Origin of the sequence: Pseudomonas sp. Irchel s3b2 (assembly GCF_900187445.1) — a bacterium.
Classification (GTDB): Bacteria; Pseudomonadota; Gammaproteobacteria; order Pseudomonadales; family Pseudomonadaceae; genus Aquipseudomonas.
The window spans coordinates 108,001-133,074 of the sequence record NZ_FYEB01000006.1; the positions used below are offsets into that span (position 1 = coordinate 108,001).

The 25,074-nt window shown below is 60.8% G+C and carries 21 protein-coding genes and 2 pseudogenes; 2 read left to right on the top strand and 21 right to left on the bottom strand.

The window, feature by feature from the left end:
- Positions 1–191: 191 nt before the first annotated feature.
- The 6 genes and pseudogenes from CKW20_RS15770 to CKW20_RS15795 form a co-directional block, all read right to left on the bottom strand.
- A complete protein-coding gene (locus tag CKW20_RS15770) occupies positions 192–1,673 on the bottom strand; it encodes an efflux transporter outer membrane subunit (protein ID WP_095053746.1) in 1,482 nt (493 codons plus the stop codon).
- Positions 1,670–4,777 (bottom strand): efflux RND transporter permease subunit, encoded by a 3,108-nt coding sequence (locus CKW20_RS15775; protein ID WP_095053747.1) that lies wholly within the window; start codon positions 4,775–4,777, stop codon positions 1,670–1,672. The genes CKW20_RS15770 and CKW20_RS15775 overlap by 4 nt, the downstream gene beginning before the upstream one ends.
- On the bottom strand, positions 4,774–7,878 hold the full coding sequence (locus tag CKW20_RS15780; protein WP_095053748.1) for an MdtB/MuxB family multidrug efflux RND transporter permease subunit: 3,105 nt from the start codon (positions 7,876–7,878) through the stop codon (positions 4,774–4,776). Before CKW20_RS15780 ends, CKW20_RS15775 begins: the two co-directional genes overlap by 4 nt.
- Positions 7,875–9,191 (bottom strand): MdtA/MuxA family multidrug efflux RND transporter periplasmic adaptor subunit, encoded by a 1,317-nt coding sequence (locus CKW20_RS15785; RefSeq protein WP_095053749.1) that lies wholly within the window; start codon positions 9,189–9,191, stop codon positions 7,875–7,877. The genes CKW20_RS15780 and CKW20_RS15785 overlap by 4 nt, the downstream gene beginning before the upstream one ends.
- 177 nt (positions 9,192–9,368) lie before the next feature.
- The gene (gene tpx / locus CKW20_RS15790; protein ID WP_095053750.1) at positions 9,369–9,869 is read right to left on the bottom strand and encodes a thiol peroxidase; all 501 of its coding nucleotides are present in this window, start codon (positions 9,867–9,869) and stop codon (positions 9,369–9,371) included.
- Between the two features lie 249 nt (positions 9,870–10,118).
- Positions 10,119–10,289, bottom strand: a pseudogene (locus tag CKW20_RS15795) (polyketide cyclase); the annotation flags it as partial.
- 186 nt (positions 10,290–10,475) lie between these two features.
- On the opposite strand from CKW20_RS15795, the gene CKW20_RS15800 reads away from it, so the two are divergent.
- Positions 10,476–10,901 (top strand): YciI family protein, encoded by a 426-nt coding sequence (locus tag CKW20_RS15800; protein ID WP_095053751.1) that lies wholly within the window; start codon positions 10,476–10,478, stop codon positions 10,899–10,901.
- 134 nt (positions 10,902–11,035) lie between these two features.
- Here the strand turns inward: CKW20_RS15800 and CKW20_RS15805 are convergent, their stop codons facing one another.
- The 3 genes and pseudogenes from CKW20_RS15805 to CKW20_RS15815 form a co-directional block, all read right to left on the bottom strand.
- Complete coding sequence (locus CKW20_RS15805; RefSeq protein WP_095053752.1) at positions 11,036–11,707, bottom strand: DUF3313 domain-containing protein; 672 nt, start codon at positions 11,705–11,707, stop codon at positions 11,036–11,038.
- Between the two features lie 236 nt (positions 11,708–11,943).
- Positions 11,944–12,045: pseudogene (locus CKW20_RS15810) on the bottom strand (oxidoreductase); the annotation flags it as partial.
- On the bottom strand, positions 12,045–12,539 hold the full coding sequence (locus tag CKW20_RS15815) for a hypothetical protein (protein WP_095053753.1): 495 nt from the start codon (positions 12,537–12,539) through the stop codon (positions 12,045–12,047). The pseudogene CKW20_RS15810 and the gene CKW20_RS15815, both read right to left, overlap by 1 nt.
- Positions 12,540–12,773: 234 nt before the next feature.
- Here CKW20_RS15815 and CKW20_RS15820 point away from each other — a divergent pair, with 234 nt between their 5' ends.
- Positions 12,774–13,466: an aspartate/glutamate racemase family protein gene (locus CKW20_RS15820; protein ID WP_095053754.1), complete on the top strand. Its 693-nt coding sequence runs from the start codon at positions 12,774–12,776 to the stop codon at positions 13,464–13,466.
- A 1-nt stretch (position 13,467) separates the two neighbouring features.
- Here CKW20_RS15820 and CKW20_RS15825 read toward each other — a convergent pair whose 3' ends face one another.
- The 12 genes from CKW20_RS15825 to CKW20_RS15880 form a co-directional block, all read right to left on the bottom strand.
- Positions 13,468–13,986 (bottom strand): GNAT family N-acetyltransferase, encoded by a 519-nt coding sequence (locus CKW20_RS15825; RefSeq protein WP_095053755.1) that lies wholly within the window; start codon positions 13,984–13,986, stop codon positions 13,468–13,470.
- Positions 13,987–14,094: 108 nt separating this feature from the next.
- On the bottom strand, positions 14,095–15,072 hold the full coding sequence (locus CKW20_RS15830) for a LysR family transcriptional regulator (RefSeq protein ID WP_095053756.1): 978 nt from the start codon (positions 15,070–15,072) through the stop codon (positions 14,095–14,097).
- Positions 15,073–15,172: 100 nt separating this feature from the next.
- Entirely contained in the window at positions 15,173–16,123 is a 951-nt protein-coding gene (locus tag CKW20_RS15835) for a peptidylprolyl isomerase (protein WP_095053757.1), read from the bottom strand.
- The gene (locus tag CKW20_RS15840) at positions 16,120–16,599 is read right to left on the bottom strand and encodes a YbjN domain-containing protein (RefSeq protein ID WP_095053758.1); all 480 of its coding nucleotides are present in this window, start codon (positions 16,597–16,599) and stop codon (positions 16,120–16,122) included. The genes CKW20_RS15835 and CKW20_RS15840 overlap by 4 nt, the downstream gene beginning before the upstream one ends.
- 20 nt (positions 16,600–16,619) lie before the next feature.
- Positions 16,620–17,249 carry a DNA repair protein gene (locus tag CKW20_RS15845; protein WP_095053759.1) on the bottom strand — a complete coding sequence of 210 codons (630 nt, stop codon included), beginning with the start codon at positions 17,247–17,249 and terminating at the stop codon, positions 16,620–16,622.
- Between the two features lie 17 nt (positions 17,250–17,266).
- A complete protein-coding gene (locus CKW20_RS15850) occupies positions 17,267–18,967 on the bottom strand; it encodes a putative porin (protein WP_095053760.1) in 1,701 nt (566 codons plus the stop codon).
- Positions 18,968–19,007: 40 nt separating this feature from the next.
- On the bottom strand, positions 19,008–19,712 hold the full coding sequence (locus CKW20_RS15855; RefSeq protein WP_095053761.1) for an energy transducer TonB: 705 nt from the start codon (positions 19,710–19,712) through the stop codon (positions 19,008–19,010).
- A 2-nt stretch (positions 19,713–19,714) separates the two neighbouring features.
- Positions 19,715–20,140 (bottom strand): biopolymer transporter ExbD, encoded by a 426-nt coding sequence (locus CKW20_RS15860; RefSeq protein WP_007901242.1) that lies wholly within the window; start codon positions 20,138–20,140, stop codon positions 19,715–19,717.
- Positions 20,141–20,151: 11 nt separating this feature from the next.
- Positions 20,152–21,960 carry a DUF2341 domain-containing protein gene (locus CKW20_RS15865; RefSeq protein ID WP_095053762.1) on the bottom strand — a complete coding sequence of 603 codons (1,809 nt, stop codon included), beginning with the start codon at positions 21,958–21,960 and terminating at the stop codon, positions 20,152–20,154.
- Positions 21,961–21,979: 19 nt separating this feature from the next.
- A complete protein-coding gene (locus CKW20_RS15870) occupies positions 21,980–23,575 on the bottom strand; it encodes a ShlB/FhaC/HecB family hemolysin secretion/activation protein (RefSeq protein WP_095053763.1) in 1,596 nt (531 codons plus the stop codon).
- Between the two features lie 53 nt (positions 23,576–23,628).
- Positions 23,629–24,240 carry a transposase gene (locus tag CKW20_RS15875; RefSeq protein ID WP_095053764.1) on the bottom strand — a complete coding sequence of 204 codons (612 nt, stop codon included), beginning with the start codon at positions 24,238–24,240 and terminating at the stop codon, positions 23,629–23,631.
- Positions 24,241–24,506: 266 nt separating this feature from the next.
- Positions 24,507–24,866, bottom strand: coding sequence for a DUF6124 family protein (locus CKW20_RS15880; protein WP_095053765.1), 360 nt, complete (start codon positions 24,864–24,866; stop codon positions 24,507–24,509).
- Positions 24,867–25,074: the final 208 nt, after the last annotated feature.

Sequence of the window (25,074 nt, forward strand, 5' to 3'; positions counted from 1 at the left end):
AAGTCGGCGATTGTACTGATTCCGTAGACTAACGCACTCACAAAGTCATCAGAAGGCCATCAAGGCTGCTCAACTGATCGTTCCCACGCTCTGCGTGGGAATGCAGCCAGGGACGCTCCGCGTCCCATGCAGAAGCGGACGCGGAGCGTCCGGTGAGGCATTCCCACGCAGAGCGTGGGAACGATCATGCGCTATTCCTTTTCGCTCACCTGAAGCTGCCCATCCCACCCGCCGCCCAGTGCGGCAATCAATTGCACGCTGGCGATCAAGCGGCTCTGCAACAAGCTCAGCACGTTGCGCTCGTTGCTCAATGCCGTGGCCTGAACCACCACCACATCCAGATAAGCAATCACTCCCGCCTTGTATTGATTGCGGGTCAAACGCAAGGATTCGCGCGCTGCATCCAGGGCTTCCTGGCGCACCTTGGCCTCGTCTTCCAGCACCTTGAGCTGCACCAGATAGTTTTCCACTTCACGGAAGCCATCGAGCACGGTCTGGCGGTACTTGGCGACGGTTTCGTCATAGGCCGCTTCGCTGCGATCGACTTCCGCCGAGCGCTGTCCACCATCGAACAGGGTCATGGCCAGTTGCGGGCCGACCGACCAGAAGCGGTTCGGTACGCTGATCCAGTTGTTAGAGGTGCTGCTGCTATAACCGCCGTTCAGGCTCAGGGTCAGGTCCGGGTAGTAGGCGGCTTTGGCCACGCCGATATTGGCGTTGGCGGCCATCACCGAGCGCTCGGCGGAAGCGATGTCCGGACGGCGCTCCAACAACTGCGAAGGCAGGCTCAGCGGCACCTGTGGCAATGCCGGGATGTCTGGGGTTTCGGCCAGGCTGAATTCGGCCGGCGGCAGGCCAATCAGCACGGCGATGGCGTTCTCGAACTGCGCGCGCTGCCAGATCAGGTCGACCATCTCCGCCTGGGTGCTTTTGAGCTGCGTGGTGGCCTGGGCCACCGCGTCCTTGCCCGAGACACCGGCGCGGTACTGGTTTTCGGTCATGGTCAGCGAGCGTTGATAGGCCTCGACCGTCGCTTCCAGCAGACGCTTCTGCTCGTCGATCACCCGCAATTGCAGGTAGTTCTGCACCAGTTCCGATTGCTGGCTCAGGCGCATCGCCGCCAGATCGGCAAAACTCGCCTCGGCGTTGGCCGTATCGGCTTCCAGCCCTCGGCGCAATTTGCCCCAGACGTCTGCTTCCCAGCTGACCCCGGCCTGCGCGGTGTAAGTATCGCGTATACCGCTGGAGGTACTGCTCAAGCTCGAGCTGCTGCTCCCGGTGCCCTGGCTGGAGCGGTTTTTCCCGACGGTCAGGTCTACCGTCGGGAAAAACGCACCCCGGGCGCTGCGCACCAACGCTTGGGCCTGGCGGTACTGGGCTTCGGACTGGGCAACGGTCTGGTTGGCGCTGTTGAGCTTTTCGATCAGGCCATTGAGCTGCTGATCGCCATACAACTCCCACCAGGCACCGCGCGCCAGAGAGTCACTGGGGTTGGCCTGACGCCAGCCAGCCGCTTCCTTGTACTGTGCCGGCGCGGCGGCTTGCGGGCGCTGGTAATCCGGGCCGATGGCGCAGGCACTGAGCATCGCCACGCACAGCGACAGGCTCAGCAGACGCGAGCCTCGGGCCGTGATCAGCGGTGCAACCAGGTTGAACAGCGAACGGTCAGTCATAGCGGAGTTTCCAGAGCAGCATCGGTACGCACCCCGCGCCAGCGGTTGAAGCGATGGCGCAGATTGTCGAGATAGAGGTAAACCACTGGGGTGGTGTAAAGGGTCAGCACCTGACTGAAGACCAGCCCGCCGATGATGGTCAAGCCCAGCGGCTGACGCATTTCCGCCCCTTCAGCCCGGCTCAGCAACAACGGCAAGGCACCGAGGATGGCCGCCAGGGTGGTCATCAGAATCGGCCGCAGCCGTTGCAGACAGGCGCTGCGGATCGACTCCAGTGGCTCCAGGCCTTGGTGCCGTTCCAGTTGCAGCGCCAGGTCGATCATCAGAATGGCGTTTTTCTTCACCACACCAATCAGCAGGAACAACCCAAGCAAGGAGATCAGGCTGAACTCGCCGCCCAGCACATAGATCGAGAGCAACGCCCCGACCCCGGCCGACGGCAAGGTCGAGAGAATGGTCAGCGGATGAATGTAGCTTTCATACAGCACGCCCAGCACCAGATACACCGCCACCAGCGCGCCGAGAATCATCCACGGCTGGCTCTTCTGGGTAGCGGCAAACGCATCGGCGGTGCCGGCCATTTTCGCGATGACATCTTCCGGCAGACCGACCTTGGCAATCGCCCGCTCGATAGCCGCCGAGCCCTGCTCCACCGTCACGCCTTCGGCCATGTCGAACGCGATGCTTTCCGAAGCGAATTGGCCTTCGTGGCTGACCCGGTCGTCTTCCAGGCTGTTTTCATAGTGAGCGATGGTCGACAGCGGAATCCGCGCGCCGTCAGCCGTGATCACTTTGACCTGATTCAGGGTGATCGGGTCTTGCGCGTATTTCGGGTTGACCTCCATCACCACCTGATACTGGTTGAGGCTGTCGTAGATCGTTGAAATCTGCCGCTGGCTGTAGGCGTTGTTCAGCACCGCGGTGACCATGTCCATGTCCACGCCCAAGCGCTTCGCCTGATCACGATCGACGATCAGAGTCACTTGCTGGGCGCCCCGGCCTTCGCGCGCATCGATCGCCGTCAACTCCGGCAGCGCCTTGAGGGCGGTGACGACTTTCGGATACCACTCACGCAACGCGCCGAGATCGCCGCTTTGCAGGATGTAGGAATACTGCGAGGAGGTCTGCTCGCGGCCGCCACCGAATTGCAGGTCCTGATCGGCCATCAGCATCAGCTGCGCACCGGGCACTTTGGGCATTTCCTTGCGCAGGCGTTCGATGACTTTCTGCGCGGACAGGTTGCGCTCCTTGATCGGCTTCAGTCGCACCAGCATGAAGGCGTTGTTGATGCCGTTGTTGCCGCCGATGAACCCGGCGACGCTCTCCACTGCCTCGTCCTTGAGCACAGCGCGGCGAAAGATTTCCATCTTCGGCTGCATCACGCTGAACGACAGGCCGTCGTCACCGCGCACAAAACCGATCAACTGGCCGGTGTCCTGCTGGGGTAAAAATGCTTTAGGAACAACGATATACAGCGCGATATTCACGCCAATCGTCACGATCAGACTGAGCAAGGTCAGCCGACGGTGACGCAGCACCCAGTCGAGGCTGATGGCATATTTGCCGACCATCCACTCGTTGGTCTGTTGGCTCCAGCGTTGCAAGCGGTTTTCCTGCCCCGGCGTGTGCGGCTTGAGCCAGCGGGCGCAGAGCATCGGCGTCAGTGTCAGCGACACCAGCAACGACACCACAATGGCCGCCGCCAGGGTGATGGAAAACTCGCGGAACAGGCTTTCGATGATCCCGCCCATGAACAGGATCGACAGGAACACCGCCACCAGCGAGACGTTCATCGACAGCAGCGTGAAACCGACTTCCTGGGCCCCAAGGTACGCGGCCTTCATCGGCGGCACGCCCTTGTCGATGTGCCGGGAAATGTTCTCCAGCACCACGATGGCATCGTCCACCACCAGCCCGGTGGCCAGGATCAGCGCCATCAGCGACAGGTTGTTCAGGGAGAAGCCGTAGAGGTACATCACCGCAAACGTGCCCACCAGCGACACCGGCACCGCCAGGGTCGGAATCAGCGAGGCACGGAAATTACCGAGGAACAGAAACACCACCAGAATCACCAGCACCACGGCAATCAGCAGGGTCATTTCCGCTTCGTGCAAAGTAGCCTTGATCACTGGCGAACGATCCATCGCCAGGTTCAGTTTGACGCTGGCCGGCAGCACAGCCTGCAACGCCGGCAACTGCGCCTTGATCTCATTGACCGTCTCGATGATGTTGGCACCGGCCTGGCGGTTGATCACCAGCAACACCGCTGCATCGTCGTTGAAAAACCCGCTGTTGTAGCGGTCTTCGACGCCATCACTGACCTTGGCCACATCCTTCAGGCGCAGGGCCGCGCCGTCCGCGTAGTGAATGATCAGCGACTCGTAATCCTTGGCTTTTTCCAGTTGATCGTTGGCCTGCACCTGCCACAGCCGCTGGCCATCTTCGACCGAGCCCTTGGGCCGGCGCACGTTGGCGTTGGCGATGGTGTTGCGCACATCGTCCAGCGCCACGCCGTACTGGTTGAGCGCCTGGGGTTCGAGTTCGATGCGCACCGCCGGCAACGAGCTGCCACCGATCTGCACCTCACCGACGCCCTGCACTTGCGACAGGCTCTGCGACAAAATGGTCGAGGCCAAGTCATAGAGCTGGCCTTTTTCCAGCACATCCGAGGTCAGCGACAACACCATGATCGGTGCTTGAGAAGGATTGACCTTTTTGTAGGTGGGCATGCTGCGCATGCCGCTCGGCAGCAAGTTGCGCGAGGCGTTGATCGCCGCCTGCACTTCCCGCGCCGCGCCGTTGATGTCGCGGTCCAGGTCGAACTGCAGAATCACCCGCGTCGAACCCTGGCTGGAACGGCTGCTCATGGTATTGACCCCGGCGATGGTGCCGAAGGAGCGTTCGAGCGGCGTGGCCACGGTCGAGGCCATGACCTCCGGGCTCGCACCGGGCAGGCTCGCCTGGACCACGATCACCGGGAAATCCATCTGCGGCAGCGGCGATACCGGCAACAGGCCGAAGCTCACGCTGCCCAGCAATATGATGGCCAGGCTCAACAACATCGTCGCGACCGGGCGCTTGATGAAAGGTCCGGACAGGTTCATGGCTGTTCTACCGGTTCCACAGACTCGGACTTACGGCCCCAGCGCCGCCCGAGGCGGTCGAAGTACAAGTAGATGACGGGCGTGGTAAACAGCGTCAGCACCTGACTCACCAGCAAGCCCCCGACCATCACCAGACCCAAAGGCTGGCGCAGTTCCGCGCCGGAACCAGTGGCGAGCATCAACGGCACCGCGCCGAACAACGCCGCCAGGGTGGTCATCAGAATCGGCCGGAAACGCAGCAGCGCTGCCTGATAGATTGCGGTTTGCGGGTCCATGCCTTGGTTACGCTCCGCCTCGAGGGCGAAGTCGATCATCATGATTGCGTTCTTTTTTACGATACCGATCAGCAGGATGATGCCGATGATCGCGATCATCCCCAGGTCATTGCCGCTCAACAGCAATGCCAACAAGGCACCGACCGCCGCCGAGGGCAAGGTCGAGAGAATGGTGATCGGGTGAATGTAGCTCTCGTAGAGCACGCCGAGCACGATGTACATGGTAACCACCGCCGCCAGAATCAGCAGCAAGGTGCTCGACAGCGACGCCTGGAACGCTTCGGCCGCACCCTGGAACTGGGTCTGCACGCCAATCGGCATGCCGATGTCTTTCTGCACCTGATCGATGACCTGCACCGCCTGCCCCAACGCCACGCCGGGCGCCAGGTTGAACGACATCATCACCGCCGGAAACTGGCCAATGTGGGTGATCGCCAGTTGCGCCTGACGCTCCTCGACATGCGCCAGGCTGGACAGGCGCACCTGACCGCCATCGGTGGTCTTGACGTGAATCTGGTTCAGCGCATCCGGGCCGATCTTCTCGCCGGACTGCGACTGCAGCACCACGCGGTATTGGCTGGCCTGGGTGTAAATGGTGGAAATCTGCCGCTGACCGAAGGCGTCGTACAGCGCGTCGGTGATGTTCGACACCGATACGCCGACCCGCGACGCCGCATCACGGTCGATCACCAGATACACCTGCAAGCCCTTGTCCTGCAAATCGCTGGCGACGTCGGTCAACTCTGGCCGTTGCGCCAGGGCTTCTACCAGACGCCCGCTCCACAGGCTAAGCAGTTCGGCATCCGGCGACGACATGCTGAATTGGTACTGCGTGCGACTGACCCGGTCTTCGATGGTCAGGTCCTGCACCGGCTGCATGAACAGGCGAATGCCGATCAGCTTGTCGAGCTCTGGTTGCAAGCGCGCGATCACTTCGGTGGCGCTCAGGTCGCGATTGCTATGGGATTTGAGGTTGATCAGCAACCGGCCGCTGTTCAGCGTCGAGTTGTCGCCGTCGACCCCGATGTAGGACGACAGGCTCTCGACCGCCGGATCGGCGAGGATCACCTTGGCCAGTTCCTGCTGCCGCTCGCTCATCGCCGCGAAGGAAATCGACTGTGGCGCCTCGGAAATCCCCTGGATCACCCCGGTGTCCTGCACCGGGAAGAAGCCCTTGGGTACGACCATGTACAGGAACACGGTCAACGCCAGCGTGCCGATGGCGACCATCAGGGTCAGCGGTTGGTGCTTGAGAACCCACTTTAACTTGCGCCCGTAAGCCGCGATCATCCAATCAATTGCGGCGCCACTGGAGCGGTAGAAACGGCCCTGTTCTGCTTTCTTGGGCTCACGCTTGAGCAGCCGCGCGCACATCATTGGCGTCAGGGTCAGGGACACCACCAGCGATATCAGGATCGCTACCGCCAGGGTGATCGCAAACTCGCGGAACAAGCGCCCCACTACGTCGGCCATGAACAACAGCGGAATCAACACCGCGATCAGCGACAGCGTCAGGGAAATCAGGGTGAAGCCAATCTGCTTGGCGCCCTTGAGCGCCGCTTGCAACGGGCTGTCGCCCTCTTCGATATATCGGGAAATGTTCTCCAGCATGACGATCGCATCGTCCACCACGAAACCGGTGGCGATGGTCAGCGCCATCAGGGTCAGGTTGTTGACCGAAAAGCCTGCGAGGTACATCACGCCGAAGGTGCCGATCAATGACAGCGGCACGGCCACCGACGGAATGATCGTGGCGCTCGCCCGCCGCAGGAACAGGAACGTGACCATCACCACCAGCGCAATGGCGATCAGCAGTTCGTGTTGCACGTCGGTGACCGAGGCGCGAATGGTCTGGGTACGGTCGGTCAATACGGTGACTTCGAGGCCGGCCGGCAGGTTGTCGGTGATGCTCGGCAGCAAGGCCTTGATCCGGTCGACCACTTCGATGACGTTGGCGCCGGGCTGACGCTGAATGTTCAGCAGCACCGCCTGATTTTCATTGGCCCACGCTGCCAAGCGTTCGTTTTCGGCACCGTCGACGATCTCTGCCACGTCCTTGAGCCGCAACGGCGCGCCGTTGCTGTAGGCGAGGATCAGATTGGCGTAGTCCTTGGGTGAAGTCAGCTGGTCGTTGGCGTCGAGCATCGACACCCGGGTCGGGCCGTCGAAGTTGCCCTTGGGCTGGTTGACGTTGGAGGTGCCGATCAGGGTGCGCACGTCCGACAGGTTCAAGCCGTTGGCCGCCAGGGCTTCGGGATTGACCTTGATGCGCACCGCCTGACGTTGGCCGCCTGCGATGCTGACCATGCCGACACCGCTGATCTGAGCGATTTTCTGCGCCATGCGGGTGTCGACCAAATCATTGAGTTTGGGCAACAGCATGGTCTTGGAGGTGATGGCCAGGGTCAGCACCGGGGTATCCGCCGGGTTGACCTTGTTGTACACCGGTGGTGCTGGCAGATCCTTGGGCAGCAAATTGGTCGCGGCGTTGATCGCGGCCTGCACCTGCTGCTCGGCGACGTCCATGTTGATGTCGAGGCTGAACCGCAGGGTCAGCACCGAGGCGCCGCCAGAACTGGTCGAGGCCATCTGGGTCAGGCCGGGCATCTGCCCGAACTGACGCTCCAGCGGCGCGGTTACGGCGCTGGTCATGACATCCGGGCTGGCGCCGGGATAGAGCGTCATGACGCGAATGGTCGGGTAGTCGACCTGGGGCAATGCCGACACTGGCAGCAGCCGATAGGCGATCACACCGGCCAGAATAATCGCCAGCATGCTCAGTGTCGTGGCGACCGGGCGAAGGATGAACAGCCGCGAGATGTTCATGCGCCGCCCTTTTTCGCCTTGTCGGTGGCCGCAGGTTCAGTCGCGTCGGCTGCCGATTTGCCTTGCAAGTGTTCGGTCGGGGTCGTAGGTACGTCCTTGCTGTCGTTGACGACCTCCACTTCGCTGCCTTCTTTCAGGCGGTCGGTGCCTTCCAGCACCACCCGATCGCCAGCGGCCAGGCCTTCGGTGATCACCGTGTTGTCACCGTCACTGGCGCCGACTTTCAACTGGCGGATGGTGACCTTCTTGTCGCCGTCCATGGCATAGACGAACGTTCCGTTGGTGCCGAACTGGATGGCAGCAGAGGGCGCAAGCACCACGCCTTTGAGGGTGTCGGCCAGCAAGTGGACGTTGACGAACTGGTTGGGGAACAGCGCTTGATCGCGGTTCTCGTAGCGGGCCTTGAATTTCAGGGTGCCGGTGGTGACGTCAATCTGGTTGTCCAGGCTCTGCAACACGCCAGTGGCCTGCAATTTGGTATCGCCACGGTCCCAGGCTTCGGCGGGCAGTTTGGCACCGGTGCGATAGCGGGCCAGCACGGTGTCCAGGCTGTTTTCCGGCAAGGTGAATGCCACGTTGATCGGTTGAGTCTGGGTGATGATTACCAGCGCCGTGGTGTCGTTGGCCGCCACAAGGTTGCCGACGTCCAGCTGACGCAGGCCCACACGCCCGGTAATCGGCGCACGGATTTTGGTGAATTCCAGATTGAGCTTGGCGTCATTGACCGCCGCCTGATTGGTCTTGACCGTGCCCAGGTACTGGCCGACCAGTGCTTCGGCGGTGTCCAGGGTTTGCTTGGCGATACTGTCTTCGCGGTACAGGCCGCGATAACGCTCGACATCGACCTGAGCGTTTTTCAGTTGTGCCTGACTCTGCAGCAAAGTGCCTTCGGCCTGGAGCAAGGCATTCTGGTAAGGACGTGGGTCGATTTCCGCCAGCAGGTCGCCCGCCTTGACCATTTGCCCTTCTTCGAACGAAATTTTGATCAACTCACCGCCAACGCGACTGCGCACATTGATGGTGTTCAGCGCGGTCACGGTGCCCAGCGCCTTGTAGTAGAGCGGGAAATCGCCTTTGACCGCCGGCGCCACGCGCACCGGGACCGGCCCGCTCGCCCCGCCGAACCCCGGACGCATCCCCCCCGACCGACCGGTGTGCCCGGCAACGGCTTTCTGCCCTGCGCCCTCCTTCGGACTGCTGCCTGCGGGCCAGAATTTCCAGCACAGGCCGGCGATGACCAACAGGACAAGCAGGCCAAACAGCCAGCGACGAGGATTGCGGGAAGCGGAGGATTGCATTGAGTGATCAACCATTGGGCGCGTGGGCTTCTTTACATGAGGCTGAACGATAAGCACTGATGGGCATTAAGCAAAGCGCCTTTACCGGCAATTTACCTTTGGCTTACGTAACAGGAGGTTTATCTAAGACACTGAAGCACAAATGAAAACGGCCTGGACAGGGCCAGGCCGTTAACAATTGTAATACTTCGCTTATTTCAGAACGGCGAGTGCTGCGTCGTAGTTCGGCTCTTCAGCGATTTCCTTGACCAGTTCGCTGTGCAGGACCTTGTCGTTTTCATCCAGCACCACGACGGCACGGGCAGTCAGGCCTTTGAGTGGACCATCGGCGATCGCCACGCCGTAGTTCTCGATGAACTCGGCACCGCGCAGGGTCGACAGGTTTTGCACATTTTCCAGGCCTTCGGCACCGCAGAAGCGGGCCTGGGCGAACGGCAGGTCAGCGGAAATGCACAGCACAACGGTGTTGGCGATGTCATTGGCCTGGGCGTTGAACTTGCGCACGGACATGGCGCAGGTCGGAGTGTCGACGCTTGGGAAGATGTTCAGCACTTTGCGCTTGCCGGCGAAATCCTTCAGGGAAACGTCCGACAAATTGCCGGCAACCAGGGAAAAGGCTGGCGCCTGGGAACCGGCTTGTGGCAACTGGCCGTTGACTTGAACCGGATTGCCTTTAAGAGTGACTTGAGCCATGAACGGAGTCCTTCTGAACGTTGATGTAGAGAATTTTGACGAGGCCGAAGTTAACCACGAAATGGTCTGAGGACCTATGCCCAAATACAAAGCAAATTGTGTTGCCGAACCTAACAAACAACACAACCCCCTGTAGGAGCGAGGCTTGCCCGCGAAGAACGATAACGCGGTCAGTCTATTGCACCGAGGTGCTCCATTCGCGGGCAAGTCGGATCGCCGCACCGCTCGCTCCTACAGGACAGGTAGGTGTCAGCTCAGCAATCGAAGCATATTGCGGTGCCGCGCTTGGAAAATCCGCCGCATGTAGGCATTGACCAGCAGCCACTCCAACGGTGCGCCGCCCATGGCCGCATAGGTCACACGGTCGGTGTACAGCGTACCCCCCTCACCCACTGCCACCTGATGTTCATGACGAAAGGCAGAACGGGCATGAATCATGGCATCCCATCGGCCAGGGGATTTGCAGACTATCATCACGCTAAAACCCTACCTATCCCTCTACGGGGTATCAGAAGGTTTGTAGCGATTTCTTTGGCCGCGTTGTCGATTAAGCCCATGGCCATTCGACTAGACAGTGAATCACTCAAAACCAACGGAGATAAGACCATGCGATTCATGATCCTTGTGAAAGCCAGCCCGGATTCGGAGGCCGGTGTGATGCCCAGCGAAGAACTGATGACCGCGATGGGCAATTTCAACGAGGAACTGGCAAAGGCCGGTATTCTCATCGAGTGCGATGGCCTGCAGCCCAGCAGCAAAGGCGCCCGGGTGCGCTTTTCAGGTGACCAGCGCACAGTAATCGACGGCCCGTTCGCCGAAACCAAAGAGCTGATCGCCGGCTATTGGCTGTGGCAGGTGAAGTCGAAAGAGGAAGCGATCGAGTGGGTCAAGCGCTGCCCCAACCCGATGCCGGGCACTGAAGCCGAGATCGAGATTCGCCAGGTATACGAGGCCGAAGACTTCGGTGCCGAGTTCACACCAGAGCTGCGGGAGCAGGAAGAACGCGTGCGTGCGCAGGCGAAGAAACACTGAAGCACACCTGAAGGACCGCTTTCGCGAGCAAGCTCGCTCCCACACTTGATCTCTGGCGTACACAAAATCCGTGATCGAAACAGAATCAATGTGGGAGCTAGCCTGCTCGCGAAGAAGCCCTCAGCCCCGCCGCATTACTTGGACTTGAGCTTCAGATACGACTGATGCAGGTCCGACGCCCAGCCATCGATCACGTTTTTCACGTCATTGGGCTTCATCACCTGATCTACGTTTTCCAGCGGTTTGCCGGTGCCCTTGCGCACGACCTGGGCGAGGACTTTGTTGTTGCCGCCATCGAGAAATACCGCTTCGGTGGCCAGATCGGTTTCCTGGTCGCGAATACCGGTGGCAGTGCTGACTGCGGCTGCCACCAGGGCGATCGGGATGACTTCGTAAGGCTTGAGGCCTTCGGTCTTGCTGCTGACGGCGGTGATCGCCGCACGCACCACCATAACGCCAGGGCCGGGGCCGGAGGCCAGTGGCAGCGATTTACCCACTTCGCGTTTGAGTGCCTGATCGTAGTAGCTGGTAATTCCATTCAGCGTGGCCTGAGGAATTTTCACCGTCGGTTGCGGCTTGGGGTAAAGCTGAGTCGGCTCGATGTAGACACTGGTGTATTTGTTGATATCGAGCTTGGGGTCCATCCAGCGCATCACCACGGCACCCGATGGCGATTTGGCTTCCTTGAGCTGACTGTAGTCCTTGAGAAAGCCGGAATACTGGTCTGGCTCGACGACTTTGCTGGAGCAACCCACCACCCCGATAGAGGCGATGCACAGTGTGCTCATCATTAACGCAAGCTTCATGCTTGTAACTCCTGTCAGAGGGCCGGGCAACAATATCGCATACGGGAATTACAGGTATAGCCAATGCCCGGCACATTGTTATCAAAAAACACAATATTCATCTGTTGCTGCAACCATTGAAGTGATCGCGGCAATATTCAAAGGCCCCTTCGCGGGCAAGCCACGCTCCCACAGGATTTTCGTCGCTCAAAATTCTTAACTCGCCAGCATTGGGGCAAGTCCCCTCGCCACAGGTTTCAGCGCCGTCGAAACAACGGCCGCGGCTCAATTACCGACCGCCCATACAACACGCTCATCCCGGCCAACCCCTTGAGTGCATCTTCAGCGGATTTATCTTTCAGCCGCGCTCGCGGGGAATCAGGCCCTGCAGCTGCTGCGCCAGGAAATTCGCATCGAAGGCAAAGACGTCCGGGTCTTTCAAGCCATTGGTCTTGCGCCATTGCCAATCGCTGGACGGTGGCAGGCACACCAGCGAAATGCTGCCATAACGCGCCGCGGTCAACCCCATCACTGCCAGGGAAATCTGCCCACCTGCACCCATCACATCCGGCACGAACTCCACCGGTTTCCCGGCGATGACGATGCTCAGTTTCTCGGTCTTGAACGTCGACGTCTCCGCCGGAACGCTCGGCCCGGACGCGACATACGCCTCGCGGCTCACTTCCAACAGGTTCGGCGCCAGAACCGGTGCCAACCACTGCTGGATCTGATCGAACAACTCACCAATGCGCGTCGCCCACACGGCCGATTGCGTTTCAAACAGTTGCTTCTTGTGCGCTTCGCTATCTGCATAGTGGCGAAGCATCTCGCCCAATTGCTGTACGTCGTCCATTGCGGTGTTCCTTTGGTTGGAGCGGTGCTGCGGACTTTGAGCATGGCAGATGCTGACAGCTCGCGTACGGAAAAGGTGCGAACGGCTATAAAGGCTCGGTAGATAAAAAAGCAGCATGACACTTCACTGAAAGATGAGCGGTACAGTTGATTTTCGCTGGTATCCGCCGTTGGACAAACGGAAACTCCCTTCAGGCCTGCCCCATTGAAACAGGCCAAAACCTGAGGAAATCCAATGCGCACCATCGGCCTTATCGGCGGCATGAGCTGGGAGTCCAGCGCCGAGTATTACCGTCTTATCAACCAGCAGGTACGCGACCGCCTCGGGCCGTTGCGTTCGGCGAAATTGCTGATGTACAGCGTCGACTTCGGCCCTGTCGAACAAGCCCAGCATGCCGGCCGTTGGGACGACGCGGCGGCGATTCTGGTGGATGCGGCCCGGCGTCTGCAGGCGGGTGGCGCCGAGTGCGTGGTGCTGTGTACCAACACCATGCACAAGGTGGCCGGGCAGATTCAGGCAGCGATCGATATTCCGTTCCTGCACATTGCCGATCCGGCTGGCCAAGCGGCACTGGACGCCGGTGCGCTGCGGGTGGGTTTGCTGGGCACTGCGTTCACCATGGAGCAAGACTTTCTCAAGGCGCGCCTGACGGCCAAGGGTCTGACGGTGCTGGTACCGGAGGCCGAGGAGCGCCAGGCCGTGCACCGGATCATCTATGACGAGTTGTGCGTCGGGGTGATCAGCGAGGCTTCACGCCAGGTCTATCAACGTGTGATCGAATCGCTGACCGAGCGCGGCGCCCAGGCGATCATCCTCGGCTGTACCGAAATCGGCCTGCTGATCAAGCCCGAGCACAGCGTCCTGCCCTTGCTCGACACCACCGAACTGCACGCGCAGGCGGCGGTGGCGTTCGCGTTGGGCGACTGAGTCAATCTGCCTTGAGCGTGCGACGCAGGCGCGCCATGCTCAGGGTATCGACCAGCCGGCCGTCACGCACGGCGTAATCGCGGAACAGGCCTTCGGTCTCGAAGCCGAATTTCTGGTACAGGCCGATGGCCGCTTCATTGTCGGCGTACACCGAGAGCTCGACCCGTTGCAGATTCATCCAGTTGTCGGCGATGTCCAGCGCTGCTGCCAGCAGTTTCGAACCGACACCCTTGCCCTGCCAAGCCACGGCGACAGCCATGCCGAAGCTGCCGGCGTGGCTGCGGCGGATCCGCGAGAACTGTTCCAGGCCAATGTTGCCGATGACCGATCCCTGGTATAGCGCCACCAGTTTCACCGCCCGCTCGTTGTCCGCCATCAGGCGTTGGCGCCAGACCTCGGTGGACTGAAACGGCATTTGCAGCACTTGCCGGGCCACAGCCGGGTCGTTGTAGAGCGCGGTGATGCCCTCGATGTGGGATTCGTTGAAGCGTTCGAGGGTAATGACGGAGTCGGAGGGCATGAATGTTTCGTCCTTGATGCGTGCATGGCCGCCTACTCTATAACGGTGCAAACCTTTGTGGCGAGGGGGCTTGCCCCCTCGCCACAGGGAAACGATGTAATCCAGGACCTACTCGAACCACTCCCGTCGCTCACTGAACGTGTTGTGGATCAACTCGGCGATGTTCTGCACCTCAGCCTCTTTCCGGGAGTCGGCATTGACCGCCATCCACACCTGGCGTTGCATCGGTTGTTTGAAGAGCCCAGGCAATGCCACCAACCCTCGGTCGAACTGGCTGATGTAGTGCGGCAGCAGACCGATGCAGGCGCTGCAACGGATCATCTCCAGCATCAGTTCATAGGAATGCAGCTGCACCACCCCTGCCAGACGCTGCTCCACCAGATTGTTCCATGGCCCAAAAGTGGCGACATGGCGGTCGTGCTGCCATTGCACCAGCATGAAATCGGCCAGGTCACCCAGGCTGTCCGGCCGCGCCGCGACTCGTGAATAGCGTTTGGCGATGTGCGGCAGATAGTCCAGCCGTGCCAGACGCTGGGGCTCGCTGATGGTAAAACTGGGGCCTGGCAACGGCGAATCGGTGCCTGCCAGCCACACCACCACATCGGCGCTGATCGCTCGCAGGGACAGTTCGCTGTCCAGCGAGATGATGTCCAGGCGTACGCTGGCGTTGCGCCGCAGCAGCGAGACCAGGTCGCGGCCGAGGATGTCGTGCAGGATTGATTCGGCCACGGCCAGGCGAATCAACGGCTGTTCAATAACCGGTAATTTGCGCTCATGCGCCAACGCGACCAACTGCGCCTGCAACTGCTGGCCGTCACGACTCAAGGTCAGCGCGCTGCCCTGGAATTTGAACAGCGAACGTTTCAATTGTTCTTCCAGTTGCGCCAAGTGCTTGCGCAGCAGGGTCGCCCGCACATTGAGGCTGCGCGCGGCCTGCATGAAACAGCCACAACGGGCGCTGACCAGAAAATATTGCGCCACCTCGGCATCGATCCCGGCGGCCAGTGCCAGCCAAGATTCGGATGCCCCCTGTGGGGATCGGTATTCGACAACACCCTGACGTCCTGAGGGTTCTATGAATGACATCGATGACTCCCTGTCGATCTTTGTTGGTTTTGAGCGTGCGTTGCGATTGGGGTAGATAGGGTTGGTCGATGGCGAAGGCCCCCTGCGCCACACCGCCAAACTAAAGTTTCTCCTCCAGAACCTTATTCAACACCGCCCCATCAATACTCAACGTCGCCGTATTGAGCATCCCTTCCAGATAGGCCTTGGCGATCTGTTCCTGACGCTGGGCACGCAAGGCCTGGGTCAGGCGTTCGCGCAGTTCTTCCAAGGTCGCGGTGCGGGCCGGTTGCTGCTCGGTGAGTTTGATCACATGGAAACCCGCCGCGCTCTGCACCGGCTCCGACACCGCACCGATCTTAAGTCGCGACACCGCGCCACGGACTTCCGGCACCAGTTGCTGCAATGGTTGCAGCCCGGTGTCGCCGCCCCGTTCGGCGCTGGCTCGGTCCTGCGAATACTGACTCGCCAACGCCGCAAATTCCGTCGGTGCAGCCTGGGCTTTTTTGCTCAGTTCGAGCGCTTGTTTGCGCACGCTTTCGAGCGTCTTCTGATCGGCCACGCCGAGGAAAATCTGACTGACCCGGTACATCGGCGGCGTCACCCAACCAGCCTTTCCGGACTCATACGCCTGCTGCAATTCAACGGCACTGGGGTAGTCGGTCGGCACCTGACTGACCGACTGCAAGTAGTCGCGAAAGACGATCTGCTCGGTAGCGGCGCGGGTTTGTCGCTCGACCTCCGGGCGCTGACGCCAGCCTTGAGCGTCGGCCTGTTCGAGCACGGCTTTTTCGGCCAGGCGCGAGCGAATCCAGCTTTCCAGCGCCCCGCGATTGGCCCGCAGTTGTTCGCGAGCTTCCGTTGGCAAGGTGGCAAGCAGCGCTTTGAGTTCTTCGGGGGCGACCTGCTGATTGCCCAGGCGCGCGACCGCAGGCTCACTCGTTGCCAATCCCGCCGATGGCGCCGGCTGCTGAGCGGCGATCGGGTCGTTACGCGGACGCAGTCCCAACGCAACAGCAATCACCAGCACGGCCAACGCACCTGCGCCGGCCACTACCGTGCGTTTTTTCACAGGGCTGGCACCTCTTGCGCAGGGGCCTCGACGGTTTCAGCCTGGGCCTCCAATTGCGCAGCGTTCTGGCTGTATTCACGCAGGTAAACGATGAACTCCTGAAGCAAGCGATCCCACAGTTCAAGGTTGCCGCGCAGGTGATCGTCACTCACGCCGGCGGCGACCACCACGTCCATCTCCATCACCAGAAACTCGCCCTGCACCGACAACCGGGCAAAGCGTCGCGATGCATTCCACAGTTCTGCCAGCCCGGCCGGCAACTCGCCCTGCACCCGCAAGGCGCAGCTGAAGGTGAAGTCGACGTAGCTGCCCTGCTCGGCCGCCGGGTTGCCGAAACGCACCGCGTAGCCGATGCCCTGGCTTGCGCTGAGCAACTGCACGATGCCGTTCTGTTCGGTTTGGTTGACCCGGTAACCGGCGGCTTGCAGCACGTCGGTAAGGGATTGTGGCGATACGTGGCTGATCAATTGAGTCATGTGAAGTTCTTCCCTGTCATTCAATGAGCGATCGCGGCCTGGGGCGCGTCGAATTGCGTCTTGTAGAGTTCGTCGCCAAAACCCTGGGCCAGTTCTTCGAACTTGACCCTGGCTGCGCCTGCGAACGGTTGGCGGATCTTCATCACTTCGGCGACGTCGATCTTTTCGTAGGCCGCGAGGATCTCCTTGGCCACGCCGTACATCTGTTGATTCTTGACTGAACATTGCTGCATTTGTGTGTCACGTTCAGCCAATTGCGTCTCGAGCCGGGCGCGTTCGGCTTCTTTGCCCCGTGCCATCACCAACAGTTCTTCGTAAGCCTTCTTGAACTTGCCGACCTGCTCGCTGCTAGCCGCCGCTTGCGCCTGGGCCTGGCTTTGCAGGCTGTCGTGCTGGCCGGCCAGTTGTTCGGCCACGCCTTTGACCTTGGCCAATTCCGCCGTCAGTTGCTTGATTTGCGCCTGTGCAGCCTTGGCTTGACTCTCAGCCGCCACTTGCGCGGCGCTGGCCTGAGCTTGCTGGCTTTGCAGGGTTTGCAGCTGCTGGGTAGTGCTGCGCAGCTGGGTGCGCAGGCGCTCTTCCATGCCTTCGGCGCTCGCCCCCTGTGCGATCAATAACCCCAGCCCCAGCAGCAAAAATCGAGTGTTCATAACCCTCTCCCTGCGCCTTAGAAGCGCGTGTTGATTTCAAGCTGCAAGACGTCGATGTCGAACGGCGCGCCGTACACCGCTTCGGAACTCAACCAGCGACCGGTGGCGGAGACGTTCTTGGCCAGGCCGTAATTGCCGCCAAGGAAGTAGCCCTTAGCATTGGTGCCCCCAAGGTGGAACGACGAGTCGTTGAAACCGTCCGGCAAGGCGTCCGGCTGGATGTATTTGTAGCCGGCGAAGAAATTCCAGTCGCCCTGCTTCTTCAAGTCCAGTGAGTTGCCGAGAGTGAACTGGACCATCCAGGCATTGGCACCGCTTTCCACCTCGCCATCGCTGTCGAGGTTGTTGACGATTTGCCCGGCCGAGCGCTTGCGCATCTCGCCTTCGTCGTAGCCGAGGTTGTGCACATAATTGGCCTGGCTGCGCAGCTTGAAGTCTTCCGGCAGGTCGGTGTCCCACACCAGGTTGAGGTCCAGCAGGTTGAACTCCGAGGCCAGGCCGACGAATTGCGGTTGCGGCGTGGTGGACGGGTTGAGCGGGTTCGGCGTGATGTCGCGCAGCAGGAACACGCTGTTGCCCTTTTGCATGAACGCCGAGCGGCTGCCGTCGGTGTCGCAACCCGGTGCGCCGGCCCAGGGCTCGCAAGGACTGGAGCGCTGGCCTTCGATGTCGTCGAAACGGTAATAGGCCAACGCGCCTTTCAAGCGGTTGTTGCTGTTGATCGCCCAGTTGGCGCCGATCTGCGCGCCGTACAGCCACTTGTTGTCGCTCTCTTCCTTGTCGAAACCGTTGCTGCTGCTGGTGTCGTTGGTGTACTCCACCGGGAACGCACCGACGGTGCCGAACAAGCCCCAATCGCGGTTGAGCTTGTGGTCGAAAATCGCCGCCACGCCGTCGAAATTCAGGTCGGTGGAATAGAGCATGTCGGTGGAGAAGAATGGATTGGCGATCCGCCCGCCAGTCAACGTCAACTGATCGGACGGTTTCCAGGTCAGGTAACCCTGATCGAGCCAGATGTCTTTTTTGCCGAAACCGCCGCCGAGGGTCTGGGTGGTGGACACCGGGTTGTTGTCCGAACCGGTGCCTATGCGGATGCCGGCGGTCCATTCGGGCGAGATCACCGCTTTCATGCCCAGCCGCGCCCGCAGGCGGAACAGGTTTTCTCGGTCTTCGCGGGTGTTGAGCAACGGCGGCAGATTGGTGCTGCTGTTGGGATTCACGTCGTACGGGCCGTTGTTGTTGAGCTTGGCGAAGTCGACGATTTCGTTACTGTTGGTGCCCGAGTAGTAGCGCGACTCGTCTCGCAGGCGAATGTCGCCGTCGAAGCTGATGCGCGAGACCCACTCAGGGAAAGTGTTGGGCTGGGCCCAGTTTTCCTGTTTGGCGGTGGCCATGACTTCGGCCTTGACCTGGTCGCGGATCTGATCGCGCACCGCGGCCGGTACATACTGCACCCGCACATCGCCGGGCGCAGCCGCCGGGCCGGCAGAGACAGCAGCGACCGCAGTGCTGGCCTGACGCGCTTGCACCGCTTCTTTTTCCGCCTGAGCGATCAGCCCATCGGCCTGTTCCTGCTTCAATACACCCTGTTGCACCAGCAAGCGGATCAGATTGATCGTGGCGTTTTCCGAGGGCGCAGGGGCTGCCGCTGCGTGCCCGACCAGGGTCGCAATGACCATGCCGACCGCCAGGGACAATCGATTCACGTTGGAAATCATCTGCACACAACTCCTTTTGGCAAAACCTGAAAATGTTCGGTTAACCCGGACGCCGCCCTTGCAGGGACAGGCGCACAGGCAAGGTCATGGAGGCCGGTGGCCGTTCGGTTAAATGCGGCGCGCCGCGCAACGCCGCGAGCACCTGGGCGTCGACTTCCGGGTTGCCGCTGGACTTCACCAACTCAACCCGGGTGATCTCGCCCACGCTGCTCAGCCAGACCTCGGTCTGCAGCGAAAAAGCCAGGTTGCGCAGGTCCGGGTTTTCCCGCAGCAAGCGCTGAAAGGTGAACGCCAAAAACTGGCTGTACGTGCCATTGCCCAGACGCCCGCCTCCGGCACCGGCCATGCCGCCGCCCTTGCCGGCGCCGACGTTGAAGGCGTCGTTGCCGGACTGGGCGTCGCCGTCCATTTGCATCGGGTTGGCCAGGTCATCGGCGGGCGATGGCGGCGCTTCCTCCTCGGGCTTGACCTCCTCCGGTTCCGGGGTCGGTTCGGGCTCGACCATTTTTTCTTCCACGGGGGTTTCCGGCTCCGGCGGTTTTTCCGGCGGCGGAGGTGGCGGTGGTGGCAACGGAATAATCGTCGGCACCTTCGGCGCTTCGCGGCGGATGCCACTCATGTCGTTGGCCCACTGCCAGATAAACCACACGGCCACAGCGCCCAGCAGCAGACCGGTGCCCCACTTCACAAAGCGCAGGGGCGACGGTTTTACCGGCATTGGTTTAAAGGGTTGTTGTGCGGTCATGGTCAGCCCTGGGTCGGTTTGCCGGTGACGAGACCGACCTGGGACAGTTCAAGCCGGCGCAACAGGTCCAGTACCTCGATGACTTTCTGGTACTGCACCGTGGCGTCGCCGCGCACGATCACCGGGAAGTCAGGGTTCTGCGCCTTCTCGATGCGCAAGCGGTCTTCGAGCTCCGCCAGGGTCACCGGGTAGGCATCGAGAAACACCTGGCCGCCATCGTTGACCGAGATCGCCTTGGTCTTGGCTTCGGACAGCGACACCGAGGCACTGGCCTTGGGCAGGTTGATCTGGATGCCGGAAACCTGGGCGGTGGCGGTGAGGATGAACATCACCAGCACCACCATCAGCACGTCCACCAAGGGCGTGATGTTGATGCTGTCTACCGCGGCATCATCGTCATCGTCGTGGGAGGTATTGACGCTAGCCATGTCAGTGCTCCTCAGGCCGGTACGGAGGCGTGGGTGTGATTGCCGCGGCGATGGGCCGATTCACTGGACTGGCTTTCGCCGTGCATCTCCGCCAGGCGCGTGATGAACTCATCGACGAATACCCGCATGTCGGCGCTGACTTCCTTGTTGCGGGTGATCAGCCGGTTGTAGCCAAACAGCGCCGGGATCGCGACGAACAGGCCCATGGCGGTGGCCAGCAACGCGGCGGCCATGCCCGGGGCAATGGCGTTGATGTTGACGTCACCGGCCATGGCCGTGCCGAGGAACACCACCATGATCCCCAACACCGTGCCGAGCAGGCCGATGTACGGGCCGCCGGCAATGGCGTTGGACAAGGTCGAGAGTTTTGAACTGAGTGCCTGATTCTCGCGGGTGCGCACGCCGTCCATGGAGCAGCGAATCGCTTCGATGGTCGCGGCCGAGACCGATGAGGTGTCGGCGCCCTGCTCGCGGCGGGTACGGATTTCCTTCACCGCCACTTGATACAAACGCCACAGGGATGAGTGCTGCAAACGCTGGGCGAGGTCTTGATCGTCGGCGAACATCTCCAAGCGCGTACCGACCTTGGCGAACTGCTCACGGAATGCTTCGTTGGCGGCGCTGAGGCGGCTGACCATGCGGTTCTTGCGGATCATGATGACCCACGACTGGAACATCATCAGCACTAGCACCGCGATGATCACCCAGGCATCCACCGGCACGGCGTTGAGCAGAAAACCCAGGCTGCCGAAGCCGTAACCCGATTGTTCTTCATCGACGCCGTAAGCCACCAGTTTCGACTCGGCTCCCTGGGAATTGGCGTCTGCCAGCAACTGCGCGGCAGGCCGGGCGACCTTGGACAAACGCAACTCATCGATGGCGCCGGTGAAGGGCTGATACGTGCCTGCGGTTTCGCTCGGCAGATCGGCACCGATGGCCATGACTGAATTGAACGCCGGCATCGCGACTGCAAGGCTCGCGGTTTCACGGCCGTTGACATACAGCGAGACCTTGCTGCCCTCGGCCGTCAGCGCCAGGTGCTGCCATTGACCGGGGTTCAACGGTTGAGTGGACACGGCGCGCTGGCCGTCGATTTCCACGAACGGCATGCCCTGGTTCAGACCCAGCAAGAGGTTATTGGCCCCTTCCCGTCTTGCCAAAACCACTTGTTCGCCATTGGCCTGATCCAGACGCAACCAGGCACTGAAGGTGAACGCGCTGCCGGCGTTGTGTTGCAGCGATGGACTGCCTGGCAACAGCAACGGCTGGCCACTGAATTGCAACGCCCGCCCCATCACGCCGTCGATGCTCGCGCCGGTAGCGCTTTGCGCGGTGTTGCCGTAGGCAGTGGTGTCCTTGGGCGGTGTGCCGTTGGCGCCGTCGAAGTGATAGAGCGCAGTGAAGTTCGTGTCGAAGGTCAGTTGACCGTTGCCGGTGGCCGGGGCTTTCTGGTTGCCGTAATACATCCAGAAGTCTTGCCGCTGGCCGCCCGTAATAACAGGCACATCGACCCAGATCAGCGCCATGCCCATCAGCGGATCGAAGCTTTCGATCTGGTGGTTGAACACGGTCTTGTCATCGGCGGCGACAAAGCGCAGGTCCGAACCGTCCTCCTTGACCCCATCGAAGGTGAAGTTGCCGGTGTGCAGGCGCACCAGCAGCGCCGTGCGCCCCAGCGTCTCGTTGATCGCCGCGCCCTGGGGCGTGGTGTCCACCGAAATCTGTTTGCGGTAATGCCAGTCGTCCTGCCACCAGGCCTGGGCGGTGGCCGGGAGCACGAAGCCCAGGCAGATCAGGAAAGCGATGAATATGCGCTGCATGAAAAATTACTCCGTAGGTTCAGAACGTCGCTTGCAGGTTGAAGTGCAGGCGCGATTCCTGTTTCGAGGTGTTCGGCCCTTCGAGCAGCGGGTAGCCCCAATCCACGCTGCCGGACAGCCATTTGCTCAAGCTCGCGCGGGTGCCCAGGCCGACACTGGCCAGGGCGTAATCGGCGTCCTGATCGGGGAGCTCGTCACGCAGGTACAGCTGGGCGCCTTCGGCAAAGGCGTAGAAGCGCCACTCCTGAACGTAAGTGCCCAGGTACTTGGCGAGGGACGGCGTGCGCAGCTCCTGGGACAACAGGTAACCGTCATCACCGGTGCGCTCGGCGGCCAGATAACCGCGCACCGAAGTCGCGCCACCGGCAGAGAATTGTTCGTTGGAAACCAACGGCCCGGATGCCAGCTGGAACGCGGCTTTGGTTGCGGTCTGCCAGTCATTGCCGAAGGTGAAGGTGTAGTTGGTGTCGCCCTTGAGCACGGCGAAACTGGGGCTTGCGCGGTAGCGTTTGTAGTCGAAGTCTTCGTCGGAACTGCCATAACCGAACAGGCTGCGAGTGCCGGCCACCAGACTCAGGCCAAGGCCCAATTGGGAGTTTTCGGTGTAGCGAAAGCCGTTGTAGGCGAAGGTGAACGGTGCGTACTGCAGCGGCACGTTGTCGCTCTCGCCGGCCAGGGTCAGGCGCTCGTCGAAGTCCTTGAAGTCGATCCCGGCCGAGAACGAGTTGGACCAGTTGCCGCTGGACGGCAGCGTGTAGATCGCCGAGATCCCGTAGGAATGGCCCTTGCCCAACACGTTGCTGCCACCAATGGTCGCGACGTTGCTATCGGATTGATAACCGGACAGTTGCAGGCTCCAACGCTCGTTCAACGGCGCGGTGTAGGAACCGGACCAGACCTTGGCGTTGTCGGTGTCTTGGGGGGCGGTGAAATAGGTCAGCGAGATGCTGTGACCCAGTTGCCAGAGGTTGTTGTAACCCAGGCTGGTGACCGCGCGAAGTTTCTCGGTGTCGGCGCTGTAATCGTTGTTCAGCCCGACGCTGGCCTGCCACGGGTTCTGGTCCTCGACCTGCAAGTCCACATCCATGGTGCCGGGGCGCTGACCTTCACGCACCAGCGGCATCACCTGTCGGCCCGGGGTTTTGTTGAGTTGTGCCAGCTCGCCCTGGACCTTGCTGAAGTCCGGTACTTCGCCTTCCTTCAGAGCCGGCACGTCTTCGCGGATGTCCACGGGCGAATAGTGTTTGGCGCCGACCACCCGCACCCGGCCGACTTTGGTTTCGCTGACCTGCAAATAGACAATACCGTCCTCGACTTTCTGCTCCGGCAACTCGACGAACACCGACTGATAACCACGGGCCTGATAAGCCTTCTGCAAGGCTTCGCGGGCGCCTTCGATATCGTTCAGAGTCTTTTGCGGGCCGAGGAACGGGTACACCGCTTCTTCGATCGCCCGGGCATCGAGCACGGTGTTACCGCGCACGAAGTATTCGTTCACATCGACCAACTTTGTCGGCGCCGCGGTTGCCGCGTCTTCGGCGAATACCGGCTGCGCGCCGGCCGCCACCAGCAGCCAGCCCCACAGCGCCAGCCGTGACTTGAAAAGATGCTCCACACCACCCCCTGAATTCGAAATGACCGTCGCTGTTTGCCCAGCGTTCGGCCCACTCAATTGCTTGTTGTCGACGTCGCGGCGTGTTTGCCCAGCCAGGTGTGCAGCAGCGCGAAGTTCAAGGAGAACTCGGGCATTTGCAGTAAGGCACCGCAGAACACTTCGCCAATGATTTTCTGGATCAGCTGCACCGCCCGCGGGTTGTTCAGCAGCGTGGCGATGTCGCGGCTCAATACGTTGAAGCCCCAGACCTTCTGGTTCAGGTCCAGGCCGACGAACCAGCGGAACAGCAGGTTGTAATTGAGCTGTTCATAGAGTTGCTGCTCGCTGGGCACCGAATAGAGCAACTGCAGCAGCAGAATGTGCATGACCGTTTGCGGGGCGATGAGCATGCCGGGCTCGGCATTGAGGCCGTGCAGGATGTCGCGGTGAGCTTCGAGCAGTTCATCGATTTGCGGGCGCAGCAGCACCAGTGAATGGCCCGGCGGGATGTAGCTGGTCACTTCTTTCAAGGCGCCCTGCCAGTCGTCCTGGGAGACGATCCAAACCCACGGCGCGCCGTAGCGATAGACCGAAACCGGCTTCTTGCGCGCGGCTTCGACGATCTTCGACAGGCGTTGATCGAGTTCTTGCATGCCCACTTTCGAGTAGCGTTCCATAGTCCCCATTGCCTCACTCCCGGCTTCCCGCCCTCGGCTGGAAAAGTGGCCTTGCGGCCCCCTCAAGCGCGTTACATAGGCATGACCGGAATGGCGATGAGCTACCGAACTTTTGTCATAAAAGCTTCATTACAGGAGGTGGGAATTGCGCGGAATGTTCTGTGTACACCAATAAAGTGTGGGAGCGGGCTTGCTCGCGAAAGCGGAGTGTCAGCCAAGTATTTATCTGCTGACAGGACGCCTTCGCGAGCAAGCCCGCTCCCACAGGTTCTTCGCTAGCCTTGCGGATCGAAGTTATCCAGCACCCGGTTGACGGCCAACTCACCGAGCATGACCACCGATTGAATCCCCAACATCATGTTGCGATGTGGCATGTCCATCAATCCGGCGAACTCACTGAGCATCATGCTCGCTGATGCCAGGGTTTCGCAGGCGTTGACCAGCAGGGTTTCGTTATCGACCTTCTCACCCACATGGTAAATGGTGCTGGGTTTGCGCTTGGTGTCTTTGGGGATGGGTGGCTTGAGGTAGTGGTCGAGGGCGCGGTCTGCGGCTTCGTGGAGTTTTTTGGAATCGAGGGATTCGTAGGGGGAAACGTCGTCGGTTTCCGGAGGATTTGGCGTTGCTTTGAACATAGATGGAACTCCATATGTGATTAAAGGAGCCATCACCCTCGCTACCAAACGAAGGGTGGCGGCCATACGAAGGTTGGTAGACCGGCCCACATGGCAAAACCGGCGCGCCCGAGGGCACCCTACGCATGGCCACCATAAAAACAAATGCCGAAAAAGCACCTGCATAAGGTAACGCTATGCGTCATGTGGACGGCGGGCTACCAAACCC